General features: G+C 65.7%; 15 protein-coding genes and 2 tRNA genes. 12 read left to right on the forward strand and 5 right to left on the reverse strand.

What is annotated here, in order from left to right; all coding sequences use genetic code 11:
- Positions 1-57: 57 nt before the first annotated feature.
- The 5 genes from gyrB to ACPYN9_RS15485 all read left to right on the forward strand — a co-directional run bounded on the left by gyrB (position 58) and on the right by ACPYN9_RS15485 (position 5,597).
- Positions 58-2,280, forward strand: coding sequence for a DNA topoisomerase (ATP-hydrolyzing) subunit B (gyrB, locus tag ACPYN9_RS15465; RefSeq protein WP_424467470.1), 2,223 nt, complete (start codon positions 58-60; stop codon positions 2,278-2,280).
- A gap of 17 nt (positions 2,281-2,297) precedes the next feature.
- Entirely contained in the window at positions 2,298-4,937 is a 2,640-nt protein-coding gene (gyrA, locus tag ACPYN9_RS15470; protein WP_424467472.1) for a DNA gyrase subunit A, read from the forward strand.
- 11 nt (positions 4,938-4,948) lie between these two features.
- Positions 4,949-5,356 carry a DUF3566 domain-containing protein gene (locus ACPYN9_RS15475; protein ID WP_104285222.1) on the forward strand — a complete coding sequence of 136 codons (408 nt, stop codon included), beginning with the start codon at positions 4,949-4,951 and terminating at the stop codon, positions 5,354-5,356.
- 54 nt (positions 5,357-5,410) lie between these two features.
- Positions 5,411-5,484, forward strand: a tRNA-Ile gene (locus tag ACPYN9_RS15480).
- A gap of 40 nt (positions 5,485-5,524) precedes the next feature.
- Positions 5,525-5,597, forward strand: a tRNA-Ala gene (locus ACPYN9_RS15485).
- Between the two features lie 75 nt (positions 5,598-5,672).
- Here ACPYN9_RS15485 and ACPYN9_RS15490 read toward each other — a convergent pair.
- The 3 genes from ACPYN9_RS15490 to ACPYN9_RS15500 all read right to left on the reverse strand — a co-directional run bounded on the left by ACPYN9_RS15490 (position 5,673) and on the right by ACPYN9_RS15500 (position 8,661).
- Entirely contained in the window at positions 5,673-6,488 is an 816-nt protein-coding gene (locus tag ACPYN9_RS15490) for an SDR family oxidoreductase (protein ID WP_424467474.1), read from the reverse strand.
- A 200-nt stretch (positions 6,489-6,688) separates the two neighbouring features.
- Positions 6,689-8,320 carry a solute symporter family protein gene (locus ACPYN9_RS15495; protein ID WP_424467476.1) on the reverse strand — a complete coding sequence of 544 codons (1,632 nt, stop codon included), beginning with the start codon at positions 8,318-8,320 and terminating at the stop codon, positions 6,689-6,691.
- The gene (locus ACPYN9_RS15500) at positions 8,317-8,661 is read right to left on the reverse strand and encodes a DUF485 domain-containing protein (RefSeq protein ID WP_424467478.1); all 345 of its coding nucleotides are present in this window, start codon (positions 8,659-8,661) and stop codon (positions 8,317-8,319) included. The genes ACPYN9_RS15495 and ACPYN9_RS15500 overlap by 4 nt, the downstream gene beginning before the upstream one ends.
- Before the next feature lie 182 nt (positions 8,662-8,843).
- Between ACPYN9_RS15500 and ACPYN9_RS15505 the strand changes: the two genes are divergently transcribed.
- The 5 genes from ACPYN9_RS15505 (at position 8,844) to ACPYN9_RS15525 (ending at position 13,261) form a co-directional block, all read left to right on the forward strand.
- Positions 8,844-9,737: a LuxR C-terminal-related transcriptional regulator gene (locus ACPYN9_RS15505; protein ID WP_424467480.1), complete on the forward strand. Its 894-nt coding sequence runs from the start codon at positions 8,844-8,846 to the stop codon at positions 9,735-9,737.
- Between the two features lie 177 nt (positions 9,738-9,914).
- On the forward strand, positions 9,915-10,790 hold the full coding sequence (locus tag ACPYN9_RS15510; protein WP_424467482.1) for a MetQ/NlpA family ABC transporter substrate-binding protein: 876 nt from the start codon (positions 9,915-9,917) through the stop codon (positions 10,788-10,790).
- A gap of 148 nt (positions 10,791-10,938) precedes the next feature.
- Positions 10,939-11,991, forward strand: coding sequence for a methionine ABC transporter ATP-binding protein (locus tag ACPYN9_RS15515; RefSeq protein ID WP_424467484.1), 1,053 nt, complete (start codon positions 10,939-10,941; stop codon positions 11,989-11,991).
- Positions 11,988-12,647 carry a methionine ABC transporter permease gene (locus ACPYN9_RS15520; protein ID WP_424467486.1) on the forward strand — a complete coding sequence of 220 codons (660 nt, stop codon included), beginning with the start codon at positions 11,988-11,990 and terminating at the stop codon, positions 12,645-12,647. The genes ACPYN9_RS15515 and ACPYN9_RS15520 overlap by 4 nt, the downstream gene beginning before the upstream one ends.
- A gap of 155 nt (positions 12,648-12,802) precedes the next feature.
- Complete coding sequence (locus ACPYN9_RS15525) at positions 12,803-13,261, forward strand: NUDIX hydrolase (RefSeq protein ID WP_424467488.1); 459 nt, start codon at positions 12,803-12,805, stop codon at positions 13,259-13,261.
- A gap of 42 nt (positions 13,262-13,303) precedes the next feature.
- Here the strand turns inward: ACPYN9_RS15525 and ACPYN9_RS15530 are convergent, their stop codons facing one another.
- Positions 13,304-14,194 carry an EamA family transporter gene (locus tag ACPYN9_RS15530; protein ID WP_424467490.1) on the reverse strand — a complete coding sequence of 297 codons (891 nt, stop codon included), beginning with the start codon at positions 14,192-14,194 and terminating at the stop codon, positions 13,304-13,306.
- Between the two features lie 68 nt (positions 14,195-14,262).
- Between ACPYN9_RS15530 and ACPYN9_RS15535 the strand changes: the two genes are divergently transcribed.
- The gene (locus ACPYN9_RS15535; RefSeq protein ID WP_424467492.1) at positions 14,263-15,132 is read left to right on the forward strand and encodes a LysR family transcriptional regulator; all 870 of its coding nucleotides are present in this window, start codon (positions 14,263-14,265) and stop codon (positions 15,130-15,132) included.
- 34 nt (positions 15,133-15,166) lie between these two features.
- Here ACPYN9_RS15535 and ACPYN9_RS15540 read toward each other — a convergent pair whose 3' ends face one another.
- Positions 15,167-15,772 carry a hypothetical protein gene (locus ACPYN9_RS15540; RefSeq protein WP_424467494.1) on the reverse strand — a complete coding sequence of 202 codons (606 nt, stop codon included), beginning with the start codon at positions 15,770-15,772 and terminating at the stop codon, positions 15,167-15,169.
- Between the two features lie 131 nt (positions 15,773-15,903).
- Here ACPYN9_RS15540 and ACPYN9_RS15545 point away from each other — a divergent pair, with 131 nt between their 5' ends.
- A complete protein-coding gene (locus tag ACPYN9_RS15545; protein ID WP_424467496.1) occupies positions 15,904-16,443 on the forward strand; it encodes a peptidylprolyl isomerase in 540 nt (179 codons plus the stop codon).
- Positions 16,444-16,456 lie beyond the last annotated feature (13 nt).

Here is a 16,456-nt window from a genome sequence, read left to right on the forward strand (position 1 = left end):
AGTTTGCTCGAGGCGCGGATCTTGCATGTCGCCACACAGCAAGGAGACGCCCGAGTTATGGCATCAGAAACTTCCGACCCCGAGAACACGACTGAGACGCCAGACGACGCTCGAACGTCGAACGGCCCAGGAACGTCGGAAGGTCTGGCCACTTCTGAGGACCAGAACGGTGCGCCCGCCGAGGTAGTCGAGGCCCGTTCCCAGAACGATCGCGTCGAGAACGACTACGGCGCAGGGCAGATCCAGGTGCTCGAGGGGCTCGAAGCCGTGCGTAAGCGCCCCGGCATGTACATCGGGTCGACGGGACCTGAGGGCCTGCACCACCTGGTGTACGAGATTGTGGATAACTCTGTGGATGAATCGCTCGCGGGGTACTGCGACGACATCCAGGTCACGCTGCAGGACGACGGTGCGGTGTGCGTGCGCGACAACGGCCGCGGCATCCCAGTCGAGCTCCACCCCGTCGAGGGCATTTCCACCCTTGAGGTCGTGCTCACGAAGTTGCACGCCGGTGGCAAGTTTGGGGGCGGCGGATACGCGGTCTCCGGTGGTCTCCACGGCGTGGGCTCCTCGGTCGTCAACGCCCTCTCGTTCCGCCTCATCGCGCAGGTGAAGCGTGACGGCTTCGAGTGGGAGATGGACTTCGAGAACGGCGTGCCGACCGGCAACATCCGCAAGGGTGCGCCGACCGAGGAGACCGGGACGACCATCACGTTCTACGCGAACTCGGAGATCTTCGAGACCGTCGAGTACGACTTCGAAGTGCTGCGTGCCCGCTTCCAGCAGATGGCCTTCCTCAACAAGGGCCTCCGTATCTCGCTCGCCGACGACCGCGATCAGGCGACCCTCCAGGGCGATGGCCTCGCCGCGCAGATCACCGAGCTGCAAGACGAGACGGCAGCCGAGCTTGACGACGCTGAGCGCACCGAGACCGGCGAGCCCAAGGCCGTCACCGAATCCATCGAGATCCCACAGAAGCGCGCACAGACCTACCTGTTCGAGCGCGGACTCGTCGACTACGTGCAGCACCTTGTCAGCCGGCGCAAGAAGCAGCCGGTGCACGACGAGATCATTGAGGTCAACGCCGAAGACACCGAGCGCAAGATCTCGCTCGAACTCGCGATGCAGTGGATCGACTCCTACTCGGAATCCATCCATTCGTTCGCGAACACCATCAACACCAAGGAGGGCGGCACGCACCTCGAGGGGTTCCGCGCCGCGCTCACGACGGTCGTGAACCGCTACGCCCGCGAGAAGAACCTCATCAAGGAGAAGGACGAGAACTTCTCCGGCGAAGATGTGCGCGAAGGACTCGCGGCCGTCATCTCCATCAAGCTCGGCGAACCGCAGTTCGAGGGCCAGACGAAGACGAAGCTCGGCAACACCGAAGCGAAGTCGTATGTGCAGCGCATCGTCGGCCAGGCTCTCCAGGACTGGTTCGACCGCAACCCCTCCCAGGCGAGGGACATCATCCGCAAGGCGGGCCAGGCATCCGCTGCCCGACTCGCCGCCCGCCGCGCCCGCGAACAGACTCGACGCAAGGGCCTCCTCGAGACCGGCGGCATGCCAGGCAAGCTCAAGGACTGCCAGTCGAAGGACCCGACCCGCTCGGAAGTCTTCATCGTCGAGGGTGACTCGGCAGGCGGCTCGGCGGTGCAGGGCCGAGACCCGGAGACGCAGGCGATCCTGCCGCTCCGAGGCAAGATCCTGAACGTCGAGAAGGCACGCCTCGACCGTGCGCTGCAGAACAACGAAGTCCAGTCCATGATCACGGCGTTCGGCGCCGGTCTTGGTGATGACTTCGACCCTGACAAGGTCAGGTACCACAAGATCATCCTCATGGCAGACGCCGACGTCGACGGGCAGCACATCACGACGCTGCTGCTGACGCTCCTCTTCCGCTACATGCGCCCGCTCGTCGAGCTCGGCTACGTCTTCCTGGCGCAGCCGCCGCTGTACCGCATCAAGTGGTCGAACGCCGCCCACGACTTCGCGTACTCCGACCGTGAGCGTGACGCGATGCTCGCCGACGGTAAGGCCGCAGGTCGCCGCATCCCGAAGGACAACGCCATCCAGCGGTACAAGGGTCTCGGTGAGATGAGCTACCAGGAGCTCTGGGAGACGACGATGGACCCTGCCGTCCGTACGCTCTTGCAGGTCAAGGTGAGCGACGCCGAGGCGGCTGACGCCGTCTTCAGCACCCTCATGGGCGAGGACGTCGAATCCCGCCGGACCTTCATCCAGCAGAACGCGCACGACGTGCGCTTCCTCGACATCTAAGGCACACAGGCACCTCCATGGCTGAAGAACGCGTCACAACCACCAACGCCGACGGCGGCGACCGCATCGGGCAGGTCGACCTGCAGCTCGAGATGCAGCGCTCCTACCTTGACTACGCGATGAGCGTCATCGTCGGGCGAGCGCTCCCCGAGGTGCGCGACGGGCTCAAGCCCGTGCACCGTCGCGTGATCTACGCGATGTACGACGGCGGCTACCGACCAGACAAGGCGTTCTCGAAGTGCGCCCGCGTCGTCGGCGACGTCATGGGCCAGTTCCACCCGCACGGCGACTCGGCGATCTACGACGCCCTCGTGCGCCTCGTGCAACCGTGGTCGCTGCGCTACCCGCTGGCACTCGGGCAGGGCAACTTCGGCTCTGCCGGCAACGACGGCGCCGCCGCCCCTCGATACACCGAGACCAAGATGGCGCCGCTCGCCCTCGAAATGGTCAGGGACATCGACGAGGACACCGTCGACTTCCAGGACAACTACGACGGCCGCACGCGCGAGCCCGCCGTGCTGCCCGCCCGATTCCCGAACCTCCTGGTCAACGGCTCCGTCGGAATCGCCGTCGGCATGGCCACGAACATCCCACCGCACAACCTCCGTGAGGTTGCGGCGGGTGCGCTCTGGCACCTCGAGCACCCGGATGCGACCCGCGAGGAACTCATCGAGGCGCTCATGGAGCGCATCCACGGCCCCGACTTCCCGACGGGCGCGCAGATCCTCGGAACCAAGGGCATCCAGGAGGCGTACCGCACGGGACGTGGCTCGATCACGATGCGCGCGGTCGTGGCGATCGAGGAGATCCACGGTCGCACCTGCCTCGTCATCACCGAACTGCCGTACCAGGTCAACCCCGACAACCTCGCGCTCAAGGTCGCCGAGCTCGTCAAAGACCAGCGCCTTACCGGCATCGCCGACATCCGCGACGAGTCATCGGGCCGTACCGGCCAGCGCCTCGTCATCGTGCTCAAGCGCGACGCGGTCGCCAAGGTCGTCCTCAACAACCTCTACAAGCACACGCAGCTGCAGGAGAACTTCGGCGCCAACATGCTCGCGATCGTCGACGGGGTGCCCCGCACGCTCGCGATCGACGGCTTCATCACGGCGTGGGTGCAGCACCAGGTCGAGGTCATCGTGCGCCGCACGAAGTTCCGCCTCAAGAAGGCCGAGGACGAGGTTCACATCCTCCGCGGCTACCTCAAGGCGCTCGACATGCTCGACGAGGTCATCGCGCTTATCCGCCGCTCCCCGACCGTCGAGGAAGCTCGCACGGGACTCATGGAGCTGCTCGATGTCGACGAGCTGCAGGCCAGCGCCATCCTGAACCTTCAGCTCCGCCGCCTTGCGGCGCTCGAGCGCCAGAAGATCATGGAAGACGCCGCGCGCCTCGAAGCCCTGATCGCGGAGTACAAGGAGATCCTCGCCGACCCGGTGCGCCAGCGCACCATCATCGGCGAAGAGCTCCAGGAGATCGTCGACAAGTTCGGCGACGACCGGCGCACCGAGATCCTGCGCGGCTCCGGCGGCGACATGACCGACGAGGACCTCATCCCCGAAGAGGAGATGGTGGTCACCGTCACTCGCGGCGGCTACATCAAGCGCACACGCAGCGACAACTACCGTTCACAGCACCGCGGCGGCAAGGGCATCAAGGGGGCCCAGCTCAGAGCCGATGACGTGGTCGAGCAGTTCTTCGTCACGACGACGCACCACTGGCTGCTGTTCTTCACGAACCTCGGTCGCGTGTACCGCGCCAAGGCCTACGAGTTGATCGAGGCGGGACGGGATGCGAAGGGGCAGCACATCGCCAACCTCCTGCCCCTGCAGCCTGACGAGAAGGTCGCGCAGATCCTCGACATCAGCGACTACCGTCAGGCGCAGTACCTGGTGCTCGCGACCCGCGAGGGACTCGTCAAGAAAACGGCCCTCACGGAGTACGACACGAACCGCCAGGCGGGCATCATCGCGGTGAACCTGCGCGAGGGTGACGAGCTCGTCTCGGCCATGCTCGCCGATGAGTCCGACCACGTGTTCTGCGTCTCGCACCTCGGAATGTCGCTTCGCTTCGAGGCGAACGACGAGGCGCTGCGGCCCATGGGGCGGTCGACCTCCGGCGTCAAGGGCATGTCCTTTCGCGACGGCGACTACCTCCTCACAGCGGCGGTCACGTCGAGCGACGACTCGTACGTCTTCATCGTGACCGAGGGTGGCTACGCCAAGCGCACGTCCGTGTCGCAGTACCGCATCCAGAAGCGCGGCGGCCTTGGTATCAAGGTCGCGAAGCTCAACGAGGAGCGCGGCGGCCTCGCCGGCGCCCTGCTCGTCCACGACAAGGAAGAGGTGCTGGTCATCCTCGCCTCCGGCAAGGTCGTGCGCTCCAACGTCGCGGAGGTGTCGGTGACCGGGCGGGACTCCATGGGCGTTACGTTCGCGAAGCCCGACGACAACGACTACGTCATCGCTATCGCGCAGAACGCAGACCGCGAACTCGAGAACGAAGAAGAGGCGGCCGCTGACGGTGATGTCGTCCAGGATGCGGCGGCGACCGCTCCGGCGACCGCTGACGGGGAGATCACCCCGGCCGAGAATGCCCCGGGTGAGACTGTGGCAGACTCGGTCACGTCGTTCGAGCAGGACGAGACCGAAGACTGAGGTACTGATCTATGACGAGCGTTGCTGACAAGCTGGCCCAGAAGTCCAGCAAGAAGACTGCGAGCAAGCAGGTGCGCCTCCGTTTGGTGCACATCGACTTCTGGTCCGTCGTGAAGTTCTCGTTCCTGCTGTCGATCTGCTTCGGCATCATCACGATCGTTGCGACGTTCCTGATGTGGACGGTCATCGAGAACACGGGCGTGCTCAACAGCGTCAACAGCCTTCTCAACGACGTCTCCGGTTCGGCGGGCGTCGGTGTCGACGACTTCGTGACGCTGCCCCAGCTCATGCTGTTCTCGCTGGTCGTGGCACTGCTGAACCTCGTCGCGGGCACCGCCCTCGGCGCGGTCGCGGCGTTCCTGTACAACCTCGCGGTCAAGGTCACTGGCGGTCTCGTGTTCGGCTTCACGAACAGCTAACGACTCGATTTCCCCTTCGATGCACTTTTCGTGTATGTTGGGGCAGTCGCTTCGGGGGCTATAGCTCAGGCGGTTAGAGCGCTTCGCTGATAACGAAGAGGTCCCAGGTTCAAGTCCTGGTAGCCCCACGGTTCGATACTGAAGGTTGGTATCGGTTCCACCCCGAACGGGGCCTTAGCTCAGTTGGTAGAGCGCCTGCTTTGCAAGCAGGATGTCAGGAGTTCGAATCTCCTAGGCTCCACGGCGACAAAGAACCCCGGTCAGAGAAATCTGACCGGGGTTCTTCTGCGTCTGCAGGCAAGTTCTCGGCGGCGGCTCAGTCGACAAACGCGTCGGTGTAGAGCTCGGCCTCGTCCACGCCCGGCGAGTACCCGCTGAAGTCGCTCACGCCGGCCTCTGCGAGCACGTCCTCACAGAGGAGCGTCTCTCCCCGGTATCGCCCGTGTGGGGCCGTGAGAACGGCGTGCGAGGCGTCGGCATAGACGTCTGGGGTGCGGCTGCGACGCATGAGCTCGTCGCCGCCGATGATGTTCGCGACCGCCGCCGTCTGGATCGTGGTCCGCGGCCACAGCGTGTTCGCATCCACGCCGCGCTCGGCGTACTCGGCGCCGATGCCGAGCGTCGCGAGCGTCATGCCGTACTTGGCGGTCATGTACGCCGGGTAGGCGCCGAGCCACTTCGGTGCGAGGTTCAGGGGCGGAGAGAGTGACAGGATGCGCGCATCCGGCGACTCGAGCAGGTGCGGCAGGGCTGCCCGCGAGAGCATGAAGGTTCCGCGTTGGTTGATCTGGTGCATCAGGTCGTAGCGCTTCTCGTCGATGTCGAGCGTCGAGCGCAGGTCGATGGCGCTCGCATTATTGACCACGATGTCGATGCCGCCGAACTCGGCGACCGCGGTGTCGACGGCGCGCTGGAGGTCGGAGTCGTCGCGCACGTCTCCGACGATCGGCAGTGCTCTCCCTCCGGCCTCACGCACCTCCTCGGCGGCTGTGTAGACGGTGCCTGGCAGCTTCGGGTGAGGCTCCGCGGTCTTGGCGAGGAGCACCACGTTGGCCCCGTCTCGGGCGGCTCGCTTCGCGATGGCGAGTCCGATGCCTCGGCTGCCGCCCGACATGATGATCGTTTTGCCCATCAGAGACCCTGCCTGCGCTGACTGCGACAAATCCGCACCTCCCTGTGCTTCGTGGATGCCCTCACGCTACCGACGCGCATCCGGAACCACATGTGCGTTGTGGCCGGGGAACAACGAGAACGCCGAAATGGTCGCTCTGAGCGACTCAGAGCGACCATTTCGGGCGAGTGGGACGAGACCGGAGTCTCCCCGCGCAGCGGCTAGTGTTCGACCGCCTCCTCGGCGCCGTAGCCCGTGAGCGAGCGCACATCCATCTCGGCTGCGACCCTCGGGTCTTCCTTCTTCTGCGGAAGCACCGAGCCGAGCCAGCCGAGGAAGAAGCCGACGGGGATGGAAACGATGCCGGGGTTGTTGAGCGGGAACCAGGCGAAGTTGATCTCCTCGCCGAGCATCGCGGTCTCGGCGCCCGAGACGACCTTCGAGAAGAAGATCAGCACGATCGCCGTCGCGAGGCCTCCGTACATGCTCCACAGGGCGCCGCGGGTCGTGAACTTCCTCCAGTAGAGCGAGTAGAGGATCGTGGGCAGGTTCGCGCTGGCGGCGACCGCGAAGGCGAGGGCGACCAGGAAGGCGATGTTCTGCCCCTGCACGCCGATGCCACCGATGATGGCGACGACGCCGAGCACGACGACCGTGTACTTGCCGACCTTCACCTCCTGCTCGGGGGTCGCTGTTCCTCGCTTGACGACGCTGTTGTAGATGTCGTGGGCGAACGATGCGGCTGCCGTGATGGCGAGGCCGGCGACGACCGCGAGGATGGTCGCGAAGGCGACCGCCGAGATGAAGCCCATGAGGATGGGGCCGCCGAGCTCGAGGGCAAGCAGCGGGGCCGCGGAGTTCACGCCGCCCGGCGCATCCTTGATGGCCGGTGCGCCGACGAGGGCCGCCGCGCCGTAGCCGAGGACCAGCGTGAAGACGTAGAAGCCGCCGATGAGCCAGATCGCCCAGACGACCGACTTGCGCGCTTCCTTGGCTGTCGGCACCGTGTAGAAGCGCATCAGCACGTGCGGGAGGCCGGCGGTGCCGAGCACGAGCGCGAGGCCGAGCGAGACGAAGTCGATGGGGTTCTTGCCGTACTGCAGGCCAGGGGCGAGGATCGCGGCAGGGTCTTCGGCACCGTCTGCCGCGGCTTTGTCGACGGCTGCCTGCAGGAGGGCGGAGAGGTCGAAGCCGTTGACGAGCAGCACCCAGACGGTCATCGCGCCAGCACCACCGATGAGCAGGAACGCCTTGATGATTTGCACCCAGGTGGTGCCCTTCATACCGCCGATGAGCACGTAGATGATCATGAGCACGCCGACGACGGCGACGACGATCGCGACGCCGATGTCATCGGTGATGCCGAGCAGCAGTGCCACGAGGCCGCCGGCGCCCGCCATCTGCGCGAGCAGGTAGAAGAAGCAGACCGCGAGGGTGGTCAGTGCGGCTGCGACCCGGACTGGGCGCTGCTTCAGGCGGAACGACAGCACATCCGCCATCGTGAACTTGCCCGTGTTGCGCATCAGCTCGGCGACCAGCAGCAATGCGACGAGCCAGGCGACGAGGAATCCGATGGAGTAGAGGAATCCGTCGTACCCGTTGACCGCGATAGCGCCCACGATTCCGAGGAACGATGCGGCAGACAGATAGTCGCCGGAAATGGCGAATCCGTTCTGCGTGCCAGAGAATGAGCGGCCGCCGGCGTAATAGTCGGCTGCTGTCTTGCTGTTCCTGCTTGCGCGAATCACGATGAAGAGCGTGACTGCGACGAAAGCCGCAAAGATCGCGATATTCAGGACGGGATCGTTGTCTGCCACCGCGTTGGCCTGCGGGGCGATGAGGTGACCGCTCATGCCTGCTCCTCCTTGGTGAGCTGAACGCGCAGGTCATTCGCGAGGGGGTCGAGCCTCCGGTTTGCGTAGGAGACGTACCACATGGTGATGACGAAGGTCGTCACGAATTGACCGATGCCGAGGAGCAGGCCCACGTTGATATTGCCGAAGACCGGGGTGGCCATGAAGTCGTGTGCGTATGCGGCGACCACGATGTAGGCGCCGTACCACACGAGGAAGAAGATCGAGAGCGGAAACACGAAGGAACGCTGGCGCTTCTTCAGGTCTTTGAAGTCGGCGGATTCTTCGAATGCGACGTAGTCGATTCCGCCCGGCGGCTGTGATGACGTTTCGTTCTGCATGGGGCCTCCTTGCCTCAGTGCATTGCTGCGTTCGTCAGAGATGGACGTGTTTACCTCGACGGCAAAAGGCGGCGCTTCTTCGCATCATTGCGAACACGAAAGCCTCATTGCCTGCGTGATAGCATCCACGCTACGCATACGACGAAGTATCGAACTACCCCCGGAAGTTGGTAGTGACGCACATGATGTTCCCAGAGGCCGCGACCGAGGCCGAGGTCTTCGCTCAGGCTGTTTCTCGCCTGCGAGAGTCCACCGGATGCCCGCTGTCCTTCGGTGGGCCGACGCACCGCGACACGACCGACGTGCACACGATCTGCGGCAACCAGGGTCGTGGACTCGTCGGCTTGCGCGTGCAGCTCGGGCGTGGTCTCGGGGGTCGCGCGATGCTTGAGCGCCGCGCCAAGGTCACGACCAACTACCGCGGCAGCAGCGGCATCACCCACGACTACGACGTGCAGGTGCTCTCCGAGCACGTGCAGAGCCTCATGGCGGTGCCCGTGATCGTCGACAAGCGCGTGCGGGGAGTGCTCTACGGCGGCTTCCGCGCGGCTCCGGATTCGGGCTCGATGTCGCTGGGGCCGGCTGTCGCGCTCGGGAAGAAGGTGGAGGACGAGCTGCGGTTGCGGGATGAGCTGGGCCGGCGGATGCGGGTCGGCGCCGCGAGCGTGTTGGAGCTCGGTACGGGAGGCCTCACAGCGACGCAGCTGGAGGAGCTACGTGGCACGTTCTCGGAGCTCAGGGAGGTGTCGTCCATGCTCGGGGATGCGCAGGTGCGCGCGAGGCTCCGAAGCATCGAAGAGCGGCTGGTGCGCTTCGCTGGTGATCACGGCGACCCGCGGGATCGTGCGGATGCGGCGTCGGCCGAGCTCGCCGACCATCCCATCAGGCTGTCGCCTCGGGAGCTGGATGTGCTCGGGCAGATCGCTCTCGGTCTCTCGAACAAGGAGATCGCGGCGAAGCTGATTCTCACGGAAAGCACCGTCAAGAGCTACCTCGGTACGGCAATGACCAAGCTGGATGCGAGCTCTCGCTACCAGGCTCTTGCCAAGGCAAGACACCTGGGTCTGCTTCCCTGAGCTGACAGGGCTCGCGAACGCAAGAATCTTGCGTTCCTTACCCCATCGGTGGACTGTTACGCAACGTGTCAGGATGTATCGGCGCGGAGACGCGCTGTTCTCTTATTCTTGCGAGGCCCTCTGGACCCTTAGAGGATGGCGGGCGTTGTGCACGCCGCAATGAAAGGACCCTCCTCCATGTCACGTTTCACCAAGATCGCCGCAGCAGTCGGCGCGATCGCCCTCGTTGGAGGCCTCTCCGCGTGCTCGACCGGCGCAGCCGACGAGAACACCATCCGTCTCGGCGTCGTGGGCGCATCCGACCCCTACTGGGAGGTGCTGGTCGAGGAAGCCGCGGCTCAGGACCTCACGGTCGAGCTCGTCGACTTCTCTGACTACAACCAGCCGAACCCCGCGACGACCGAGGGTGAGCTCGACGTCAACGCGTTCCAGCACATCATCTACCTCGCGCAGCATAACGCGGCGAGCGGCGATGACCTCGTCCCGATCGGCTCCACCGCCATCTACCCGCTCGGCTTCTACTCGTCGCAGTACGACTCTGTCGAGGCGATTCCGGACGGCGCAGAGGTTGCGGTGCCGAACGACGCGTCGAACCGCGCGCGTGGCCTCCTCGTGCTCCAGGAAGCTGGCCTCATCGAGCTCAAGGACGGCGGCTCGCCGTTCTCGACGCTCGACGACGTGCTCCCCGAGTCGCGCGTCACGGTGACCGAGCTGGAGGCGTCGGTCACGGCGACCTCGCTGCCCGACCTCGCCGGCGCGATCATCAACAACGACTTCGTCGAGAACGCAGGCCTCACGACGGAAGACGCGCTTACCCGCGACGACCCCCAGAACGAGTCCGCGTTCCCGTACATCAACATCTTCGTGACGACGGCCGACAACGCCGACAACGAGAACTACCTCAAGCTCGTCGAGATCTACCAGAACTCCGAAAGCGTTGCCGCCGCAGTCAAGGAGACCTTCGGTGAGACCGCTGTGCTCACCAAGACCCCGGTCGACGAGCTGCAGACGACGCTCGACGAACTGGTTGCCGAGATCGAAGCCCAGGGCTAGAATTCACCCTCGCGTGTTCGCCGCCCGAGACCCGATGATGATCATCAGGCCTCGGGCGGCGATCGCGCTTGCTCCATCGAACGGCGCCTGAGCGCCGCTCACCAGCACCACCACACGGTTGCACCGTGCAGAAGGCGAGAGCGAACACATGGCCCTCATCACACTCACCGACGTCGTCAAGGAGTATCCGTCGCCGAAGCGCGGAGCCCCGGTCATCAGAGCCGTCGACGGTGTCTCGCTCGACATCGAGGCCGGCGACATCTACGGGGTCATCGGCTACTCGGGCGCGGGCAAGTCGACCATGGTGCGCCTCATCAACGCCCTCGAGCCCACGACGTCCGGCAGCATCCACGTCGACGGCGTCGACATCACGAAGCTGACGGAAACGAAGCTTCGCTCGGTGCGCGCCGGCATCGGCATGATCTTCCAGCAGTTCAACCTCTTCAACTCGCGCAACGTCGCCGGCAACGTCGCGTATCCGCTTCGCGTCGCGAAGACGCCGAAGGCGGAGCGCGACAAGCGCATCGCCGAGCTGCTCGAATTCGTCGGCCTCTCCGAGAAGGCACGCGCGTTCCCCGACCAGCTCTCCGGTGGCCAGAAGCAGCGCGTGGGCATCGCCCGAGCGCTCGCGACGAACCCCAGCATCCTGCTCGCCGACGAGTCGACCAGCGCGCTCGACCCGCAGACCACGGCCGACGTGCTGCAGCTCCTCAAGAAGGCTAACCAGGAGCTCGGGGTCACGATCATCGTCATCACGCACGAGATGGACGTGGTCAAGGAGATCGCCAGCCATGTCGCCGTCATGGAACACGGCAAGGTCGTCGAGCAGGGCGAGGTCTTCGACATCTTCGCGAACCCGCGGGCACCCGCCACCCAGCGCTTCGTCTCGACGGTGGTGCAGGGCATTCCGGATGCAGAGCTGCGCGCCGACCTGAGCGCGCGTCACCCAGGCACGCTCGTGACACTGAGCTTCCGCGACGGGCGGACGAACCAAGCCCAGGCGCTGCGCATCCTGCACGACGCGGGGATCACCGTCGAGCTCATCTACGGAGGCATGAACGAGATCCGTGGGAAGTCGTTCGGCGACCTCACCTTCGCGCTCCAGGGAGACGCGGATGCGCGACGTCGGGCGCTCGACGAGATCAGCGGCCTCGCGGTCGTCACCGAATTCGACGACATCACCGCAGGAGGTGCCGCATGAACGAGGTCATCGACCTTCTGCCGAAGCTGTTCGAGGCGACCGGAGAAACACTCCTCCTCGTCTCCCTCAGCCTCCTCTTCGGTGGCATCGGCGGGCTCCTCGTCGGGCTGGTGCTGTACCTCACGCGCCGCGGCAACCTCTACGAGCAGCGCATCATCAACGCCGTCATGAACGTGGTGGTGAACTTCTTCCGCCCGATCCCGTTCATTATCTTCATCGCCGCCGTCCAGCCGCTCTCTCGGCTCATCGTGGGCTCCGGCATCGGCACCAACGCGGCGATCGTCGCGCTCTCGCTCGCTGCGACCTTCGGCATCTCCCGCCTCGTCGAGCAGAACCTGCTGACCGTTTCGCCCGGCGTCATCGAGGCCGCTCGCGCGGCCGGAGCCGGTCGCTTCCAGATCGTGTGGACCGTGATCGTTCCAGAAGCGCTCGGGCCCCTCATCCTCGGATACACGTTCGCGGTCGTGTCGCTCGTCGACATGTCGGCGGTCGCCGGCTTCATCGGCGGCGGCGGCCTCGGTGACTTCGCCATCCAGTACGGGTACCGGCAGTTCCAGCCGGAAGTCACCTGGGCTGCGGTCATCGTCATCGTCATTCTCGTGCAAGGGCTGCAGTTCCTCGGCAACTTCTTGGCACGCAAGACGCTCCGCCGGTAGTCCGCCCCAGCGGCACCGGCTCCGAACGCGCGTCGAGGCCTCCCTGAGCGGGGGCCCGGCGCGCGTCGGCGTACGATAGCGTGCGCCCGTGGTTCGGGTCGGCCAGGCATCGTGCGGCCGACCTCGAGACTTCGGCAGAGATCTTTGGGGGTTCCGTGCATCGACGACTCGCTTCGTATGGCGTCATCGTGCGCGATGGGCAGATCCTCCTCGCGCACTGGCACGACCGCGGCCGTTCGGGGTGGACCCTCCCGGGCGGCGGCACCGACCCCGGCGAGGATCCGATCGATGGCGTTGTCCGCGAGATCTGGGAAGAGACCGGCTACCACGCGTCCATCGACCGCCTGCTCGGCATCGACTCCCATATCATCGCCGGTCGTGACCGGCTCGAGCCGGGCAAGACGCCGATGCAGTCGGTGCGCATCGTCTACGAGGCGAGCATCGTGAGCGGTGAGCTCAGGAACGAACGTGGTGGCTCGACCGACGAGGCCCGCTGGTTCGATCTCGACGAGATCTCGGCGCTTCGCACCGTCTCGCTCGTGGATGTGGGGCTCAGACTCCACGCGGAGCGCCCCGCCAACGGGCACCTGCGTTCCACCCGCGCGGCGCACTGAGCACGCCGACGAGCTCGCGGCGGAGCCGGCGCCGAGGTGCCCTCAGGGTTCGCGAACGCCTCGCAGACCTCGCGACACGGCGACGGCGTTGACGCCGACGATGAGCGCCATCCCGACCCACTCGTGAACGACGGGGACCTGGCCGAGCACCACGACCCCTGCCAGCGCGGCGAACAGCGGGTTGATGCTCATGAACACACCGAAGAACCTCGTGGTCACCCAGCGCAGCGCGATGATGTCGATCGAGTACGGAATGACCGAGCACAAGAGTCCGGAGAGCGCGGCCAGCAGGAGCGGCCAGCCGAGGAAACGACCATCGGTGATCAGCTGTACGGTGATCGGCAACGTCAGCAGGCTCGAGACCAGGGTCGCCGTCGCCGGTGCTTGCAGACCCGTGAGTCGTCCGCCGAGTAGCCGGTTCAGCAGGATGTAGCTCGCCCAGCAGGCGGCCGCGAGCAGCCCCATCCCGTACCCGAGTAGGTCGCTTGAGGCGTCTGGCAGTAACAGCACGTAGACGCCAAGGGCTGCCCCAGCAGCGAGCGCCAAGTCAGCCCGGGTGCGCGACGAGCAGAGCGCGACCGCGAGGGGCCCGAGGAACTCGAGGGTGACTGCGAGTCCGAGCCCAATGCGGTCGACCGCACCGTAGAGCGACAGGTTCATGGTGGCGAGCACCAGGCCGAGGAGCAGGGCGGGCCACCACTGCGCCCACGAGAAGCTCCGCAGCCTCGGCCGCGCGACCGGCAGCAGGATCGCCGCGGAGACGAGCTGTCGAACGGCGACGACCCCGGGGGCTCCGAGGGCGCCGAAGGCCAACGCCCCGAAGGCTGCGCCGAGTTGGTTCGAGAGCCCGCTCGCCGTCAGCATGGCGGAGCCCGCGAGCACTCCCCGCGGTGCGGCGGCACCCGGCGTGCTGGCGTCTGCGGCTCCGGTCATGGCCTCATCGTGGCCCCGTTCGTCGCGGCCGAGAAATGCGTGACACGCGGGAGTTATACGCTGAGCGCATGAGTCTGGAGCTCCGCCACCTGCGCGCCCTTGCGGCTGTCGTTGACGCCGGAACATTCACCGACGCGGCCATCGAACTGCAGTGCTCGCAGGCGGCCGTCTCGCGGGCGATCCTCGCCCTCGAGACGGAGCTCGGCGCACAGCTCCTCTCGCGGTCGACACGCCACGTGGCCCTCACGCCGCTCGGGGAGCGCATCCTGACCCGCGCTCGGCGAGTGCTGCTCGAAGTGGGCCTCATCGAGGATGAGGTCACCGAGGCGAGCAGAGAGCTCAGGGTCGGATACGCGTGGTCAACGCTCGGCGCGCACACGAGTGCCGTGCAACGCCGCTGGCGAGCCGAGCATCCCGAGTCGCACCTCGTCTTCCGACAGAGCAACACCGCGACGGCGGGTCTGCTCGACGGAGAGGTTGAGCTCGCAGTGCTCCGCACGATGCCCCGAGATTCGCGCATCGAGACGGTCGTCGTCGGTGAGGAGCGTCGCGTCGGCGTGGTCGCGCGAGACGACCGGCTGGCGCGCAGGAGAACGCTCGCGCTCGATGACTTCGCCGGGAAGACCATGGCGGTGGATGCTCGCACCGGCACGACCGTCGGGTCGCTCTGGCCGCAGGAACGGTCGCCGCGCTTCATCCCGACGACCTCGCTCGACGAGTGGCTGACGTTGATCGCAGACGGGGACGTTTACGGGGTCACCAGCGAGGCGACGGCGGCGCAGCATCCGCGCCCAGGGATCGTCTACAAGCTCCTGCGCGATGCCCCGGTCATTGAGGTCAGACTCGCGTGGTGGCGAGGTGCCACACCGGTGAACGCGGAGGCACTCGCGCGGCTCATTGGCGATGCCTACGACGAAGCCCCGCAACTCACCAGGTGAGCGCGGGGCCAGTCAGACGCGTGTTCGGCGCGAGTTACTTCGCAGCCGAAGCGGGCGACACCGTGGTGACGGGAGCGTCGAGCTCTTCGTCGGCGATCCACAGGTCGTCGTCTGCGCGGAACGTCTGCCAGAGGGCGTAGCCGACCGCGGCGACGGCTGCGACACCGGCACCGATGAGCAGCCAGCCGCCGACGCCAACGCCCGAGTTGTTGTACTTCTTGTCGTACGCCTTCGAAGCCTTCTTGGCGCGCGAGCTGAGCTCCTTCGACACCTTCTTGGCGGTGCCGGCGGCGTCCTTGAAGTCGTGGTTCTTGGAGGCGAGGTTGCTCACCGTGCCCGCGACGGAACCGGAGAGGCCTGCAACGACCGGAAGCACCTTGCCGTTGAAGCGGACGCTGGCGTCTTCGTACTTCTCACGGGCGACGCTGTAGCCGCGGTCGAAGCTCGGGCGCACGTTGTGCTCGTAGCTCTTCTGGAGAGCAGGGACGAGCTCGGACTCCGCCAAGCCCTTCGCGCTCACTCCAGCGGACTGCAGGATGTCGCGAGCGTGCTCGATGACGGACTGCTGCTCACTCCACAGGTTTGTTGCGTCCTTGCGGAGACGCTTGAGTTCACGCTGCTGCTTCCGTGAAAGGGCCATTGGTACCTCCGGACGTTGACAAGTAGGTACTGCATATCTTGGCACGCTTCTGCCACACGCAAGCTGAATCACCGCACGCTGTCGGCGGACAGGCAGGAGAGAAGTCGGAGGGCTATGGAAAGATGACCAGCATGTCAATCGCCACTGCAGTTGCAACGATCAACACGAACCACGGCCCCATCAAGGTGGAGCTCTTCGGCAACCACGCGCCGAACACCGTCAAGACCATCGTCGGCCTCGCCACGGGTGAGCTGGAATGGACCGACCCTCGCGACGGCCAGACCAAGAACACGCCCCTCTACGACGGCGTGATCTTCCACCGCATCATCCCGAACTTCATGATCCAGGGCGGCGACCCCACGGGCACCGGCACCGGTGGCCCCGGATTCGCGTTCGACGATGAGATCCACCCCGAGCTCAACTTCAACGAGCCCTACATCTTCGCCATGGCGAACGCCGGCAAGCAGCTCGGGCGCGGCACCAACGGCTCGCAGTTCTTCATCACGACGGACCCCACCCCGTGGCTCCAGGGCAAGCACACCATCTTCGGCCGTGTCGCCGACGAGGAGTCGCGCACCGTGGTCGACGCGATCGCGAAGGTCCCCACCGACGGCCGTGACAAGCCGCTCAAGGACGTCGTCATCGAGAGCGTCACCGTCGAGCAGCTCTAAGCACAGGACACCT

Source organism: Pseudoclavibacter helvolus (assembly GCF_049707175.1).
In the GTDB taxonomy this organism is placed as follows: Bacteria; Actinomycetota; Actinomycetes; order Actinomycetales; family Microbacteriaceae; genus Pseudoclavibacter; species Pseudoclavibacter helvolus_A.

Coding starts and splice junctions, on each gene's coding strand:
- ACPYN9_RS15495 (WP_424467476.1), bottom strand. CDS start 8,320: ATGAGCGGTCACCTCATCGCCCCGCAGGCCAACGCGGTGGCAGACAAC.
- ACPYN9_RS15500 (WP_424467478.1), bottom strand. CDS start 8,661: ATGCAGAACGAAACGTCATCACAGCCGCCGGGCGGAATCGACTACGTC.
- ACPYN9_RS15535 (WP_424467492.1), top strand. CDS start 14,263: ATGAGTCTGGAGCTCCGCCACCTGCGCGCCCTTGCGGCTGTCGTTGAC.
- gyrB (WP_424467470.1), top strand. CDS start 58: ATGGCATCAGAAACTTCCGACCCCGAGAACACGACTGAGACGCCAGAC.
- ACPYN9_RS15510 (WP_424467482.1), top strand. CDS start 9,915: ATGTCACGTTTCACCAAGATCGCCGCAGCAGTCGGCGCGATCGCCCTC.
- ACPYN9_RS15520 (WP_424467486.1), top strand. CDS start 11,988: ATGAACGAGGTCATCGACCTTCTGCCGAAGCTGTTCGAGGCGACCGGA.
- ACPYN9_RS15505 (WP_424467480.1), top strand. CDS start 8,844: ATGATGTTCCCAGAGGCCGCGACCGAGGCCGAGGTCTTCGCTCAGGCT.
- ACPYN9_RS15490 (WP_424467474.1), bottom strand. CDS start 6,488: ATGGGCAAAACGATCATCATGTCGGGCGGCAGCCGAGGCATCGGACTC.
- ACPYN9_RS15515 (WP_424467484.1), top strand. CDS start 10,939: ATGGCCCTCATCACACTCACCGACGTCGTCAAGGAGTATCCGTCGCCG.
- ACPYN9_RS15540 (WP_424467494.1), bottom strand. CDS start 15,772: ATGGCCCTTTCACGGAAGCAGCAGCGTGAACTCAAGCGTCTCCGCAAG.
- ACPYN9_RS15530 (WP_424467490.1), bottom strand. CDS start 14,194: ATGACCGGAGCCGCAGACGCCAGCACGCCGGGTGCCGCCGCACCGCGG.
- ACPYN9_RS15475 (WP_104285222.1), top strand. CDS start 4,949: ATGACGAGCGTTGCTGACAAGCTGGCCCAGAAGTCCAGCAAGAAGACT.
- gyrA (WP_424467472.1), top strand. CDS start 2,298: ATGGCTGAAGAACGCGTCACAACCACCAACGCCGACGGCGGCGACCGC.
- ACPYN9_RS15545 (WP_424467496.1), top strand. CDS start 15,904: ATGTCAATCGCCACTGCAGTTGCAACGATCAACACGAACCACGGCCCC.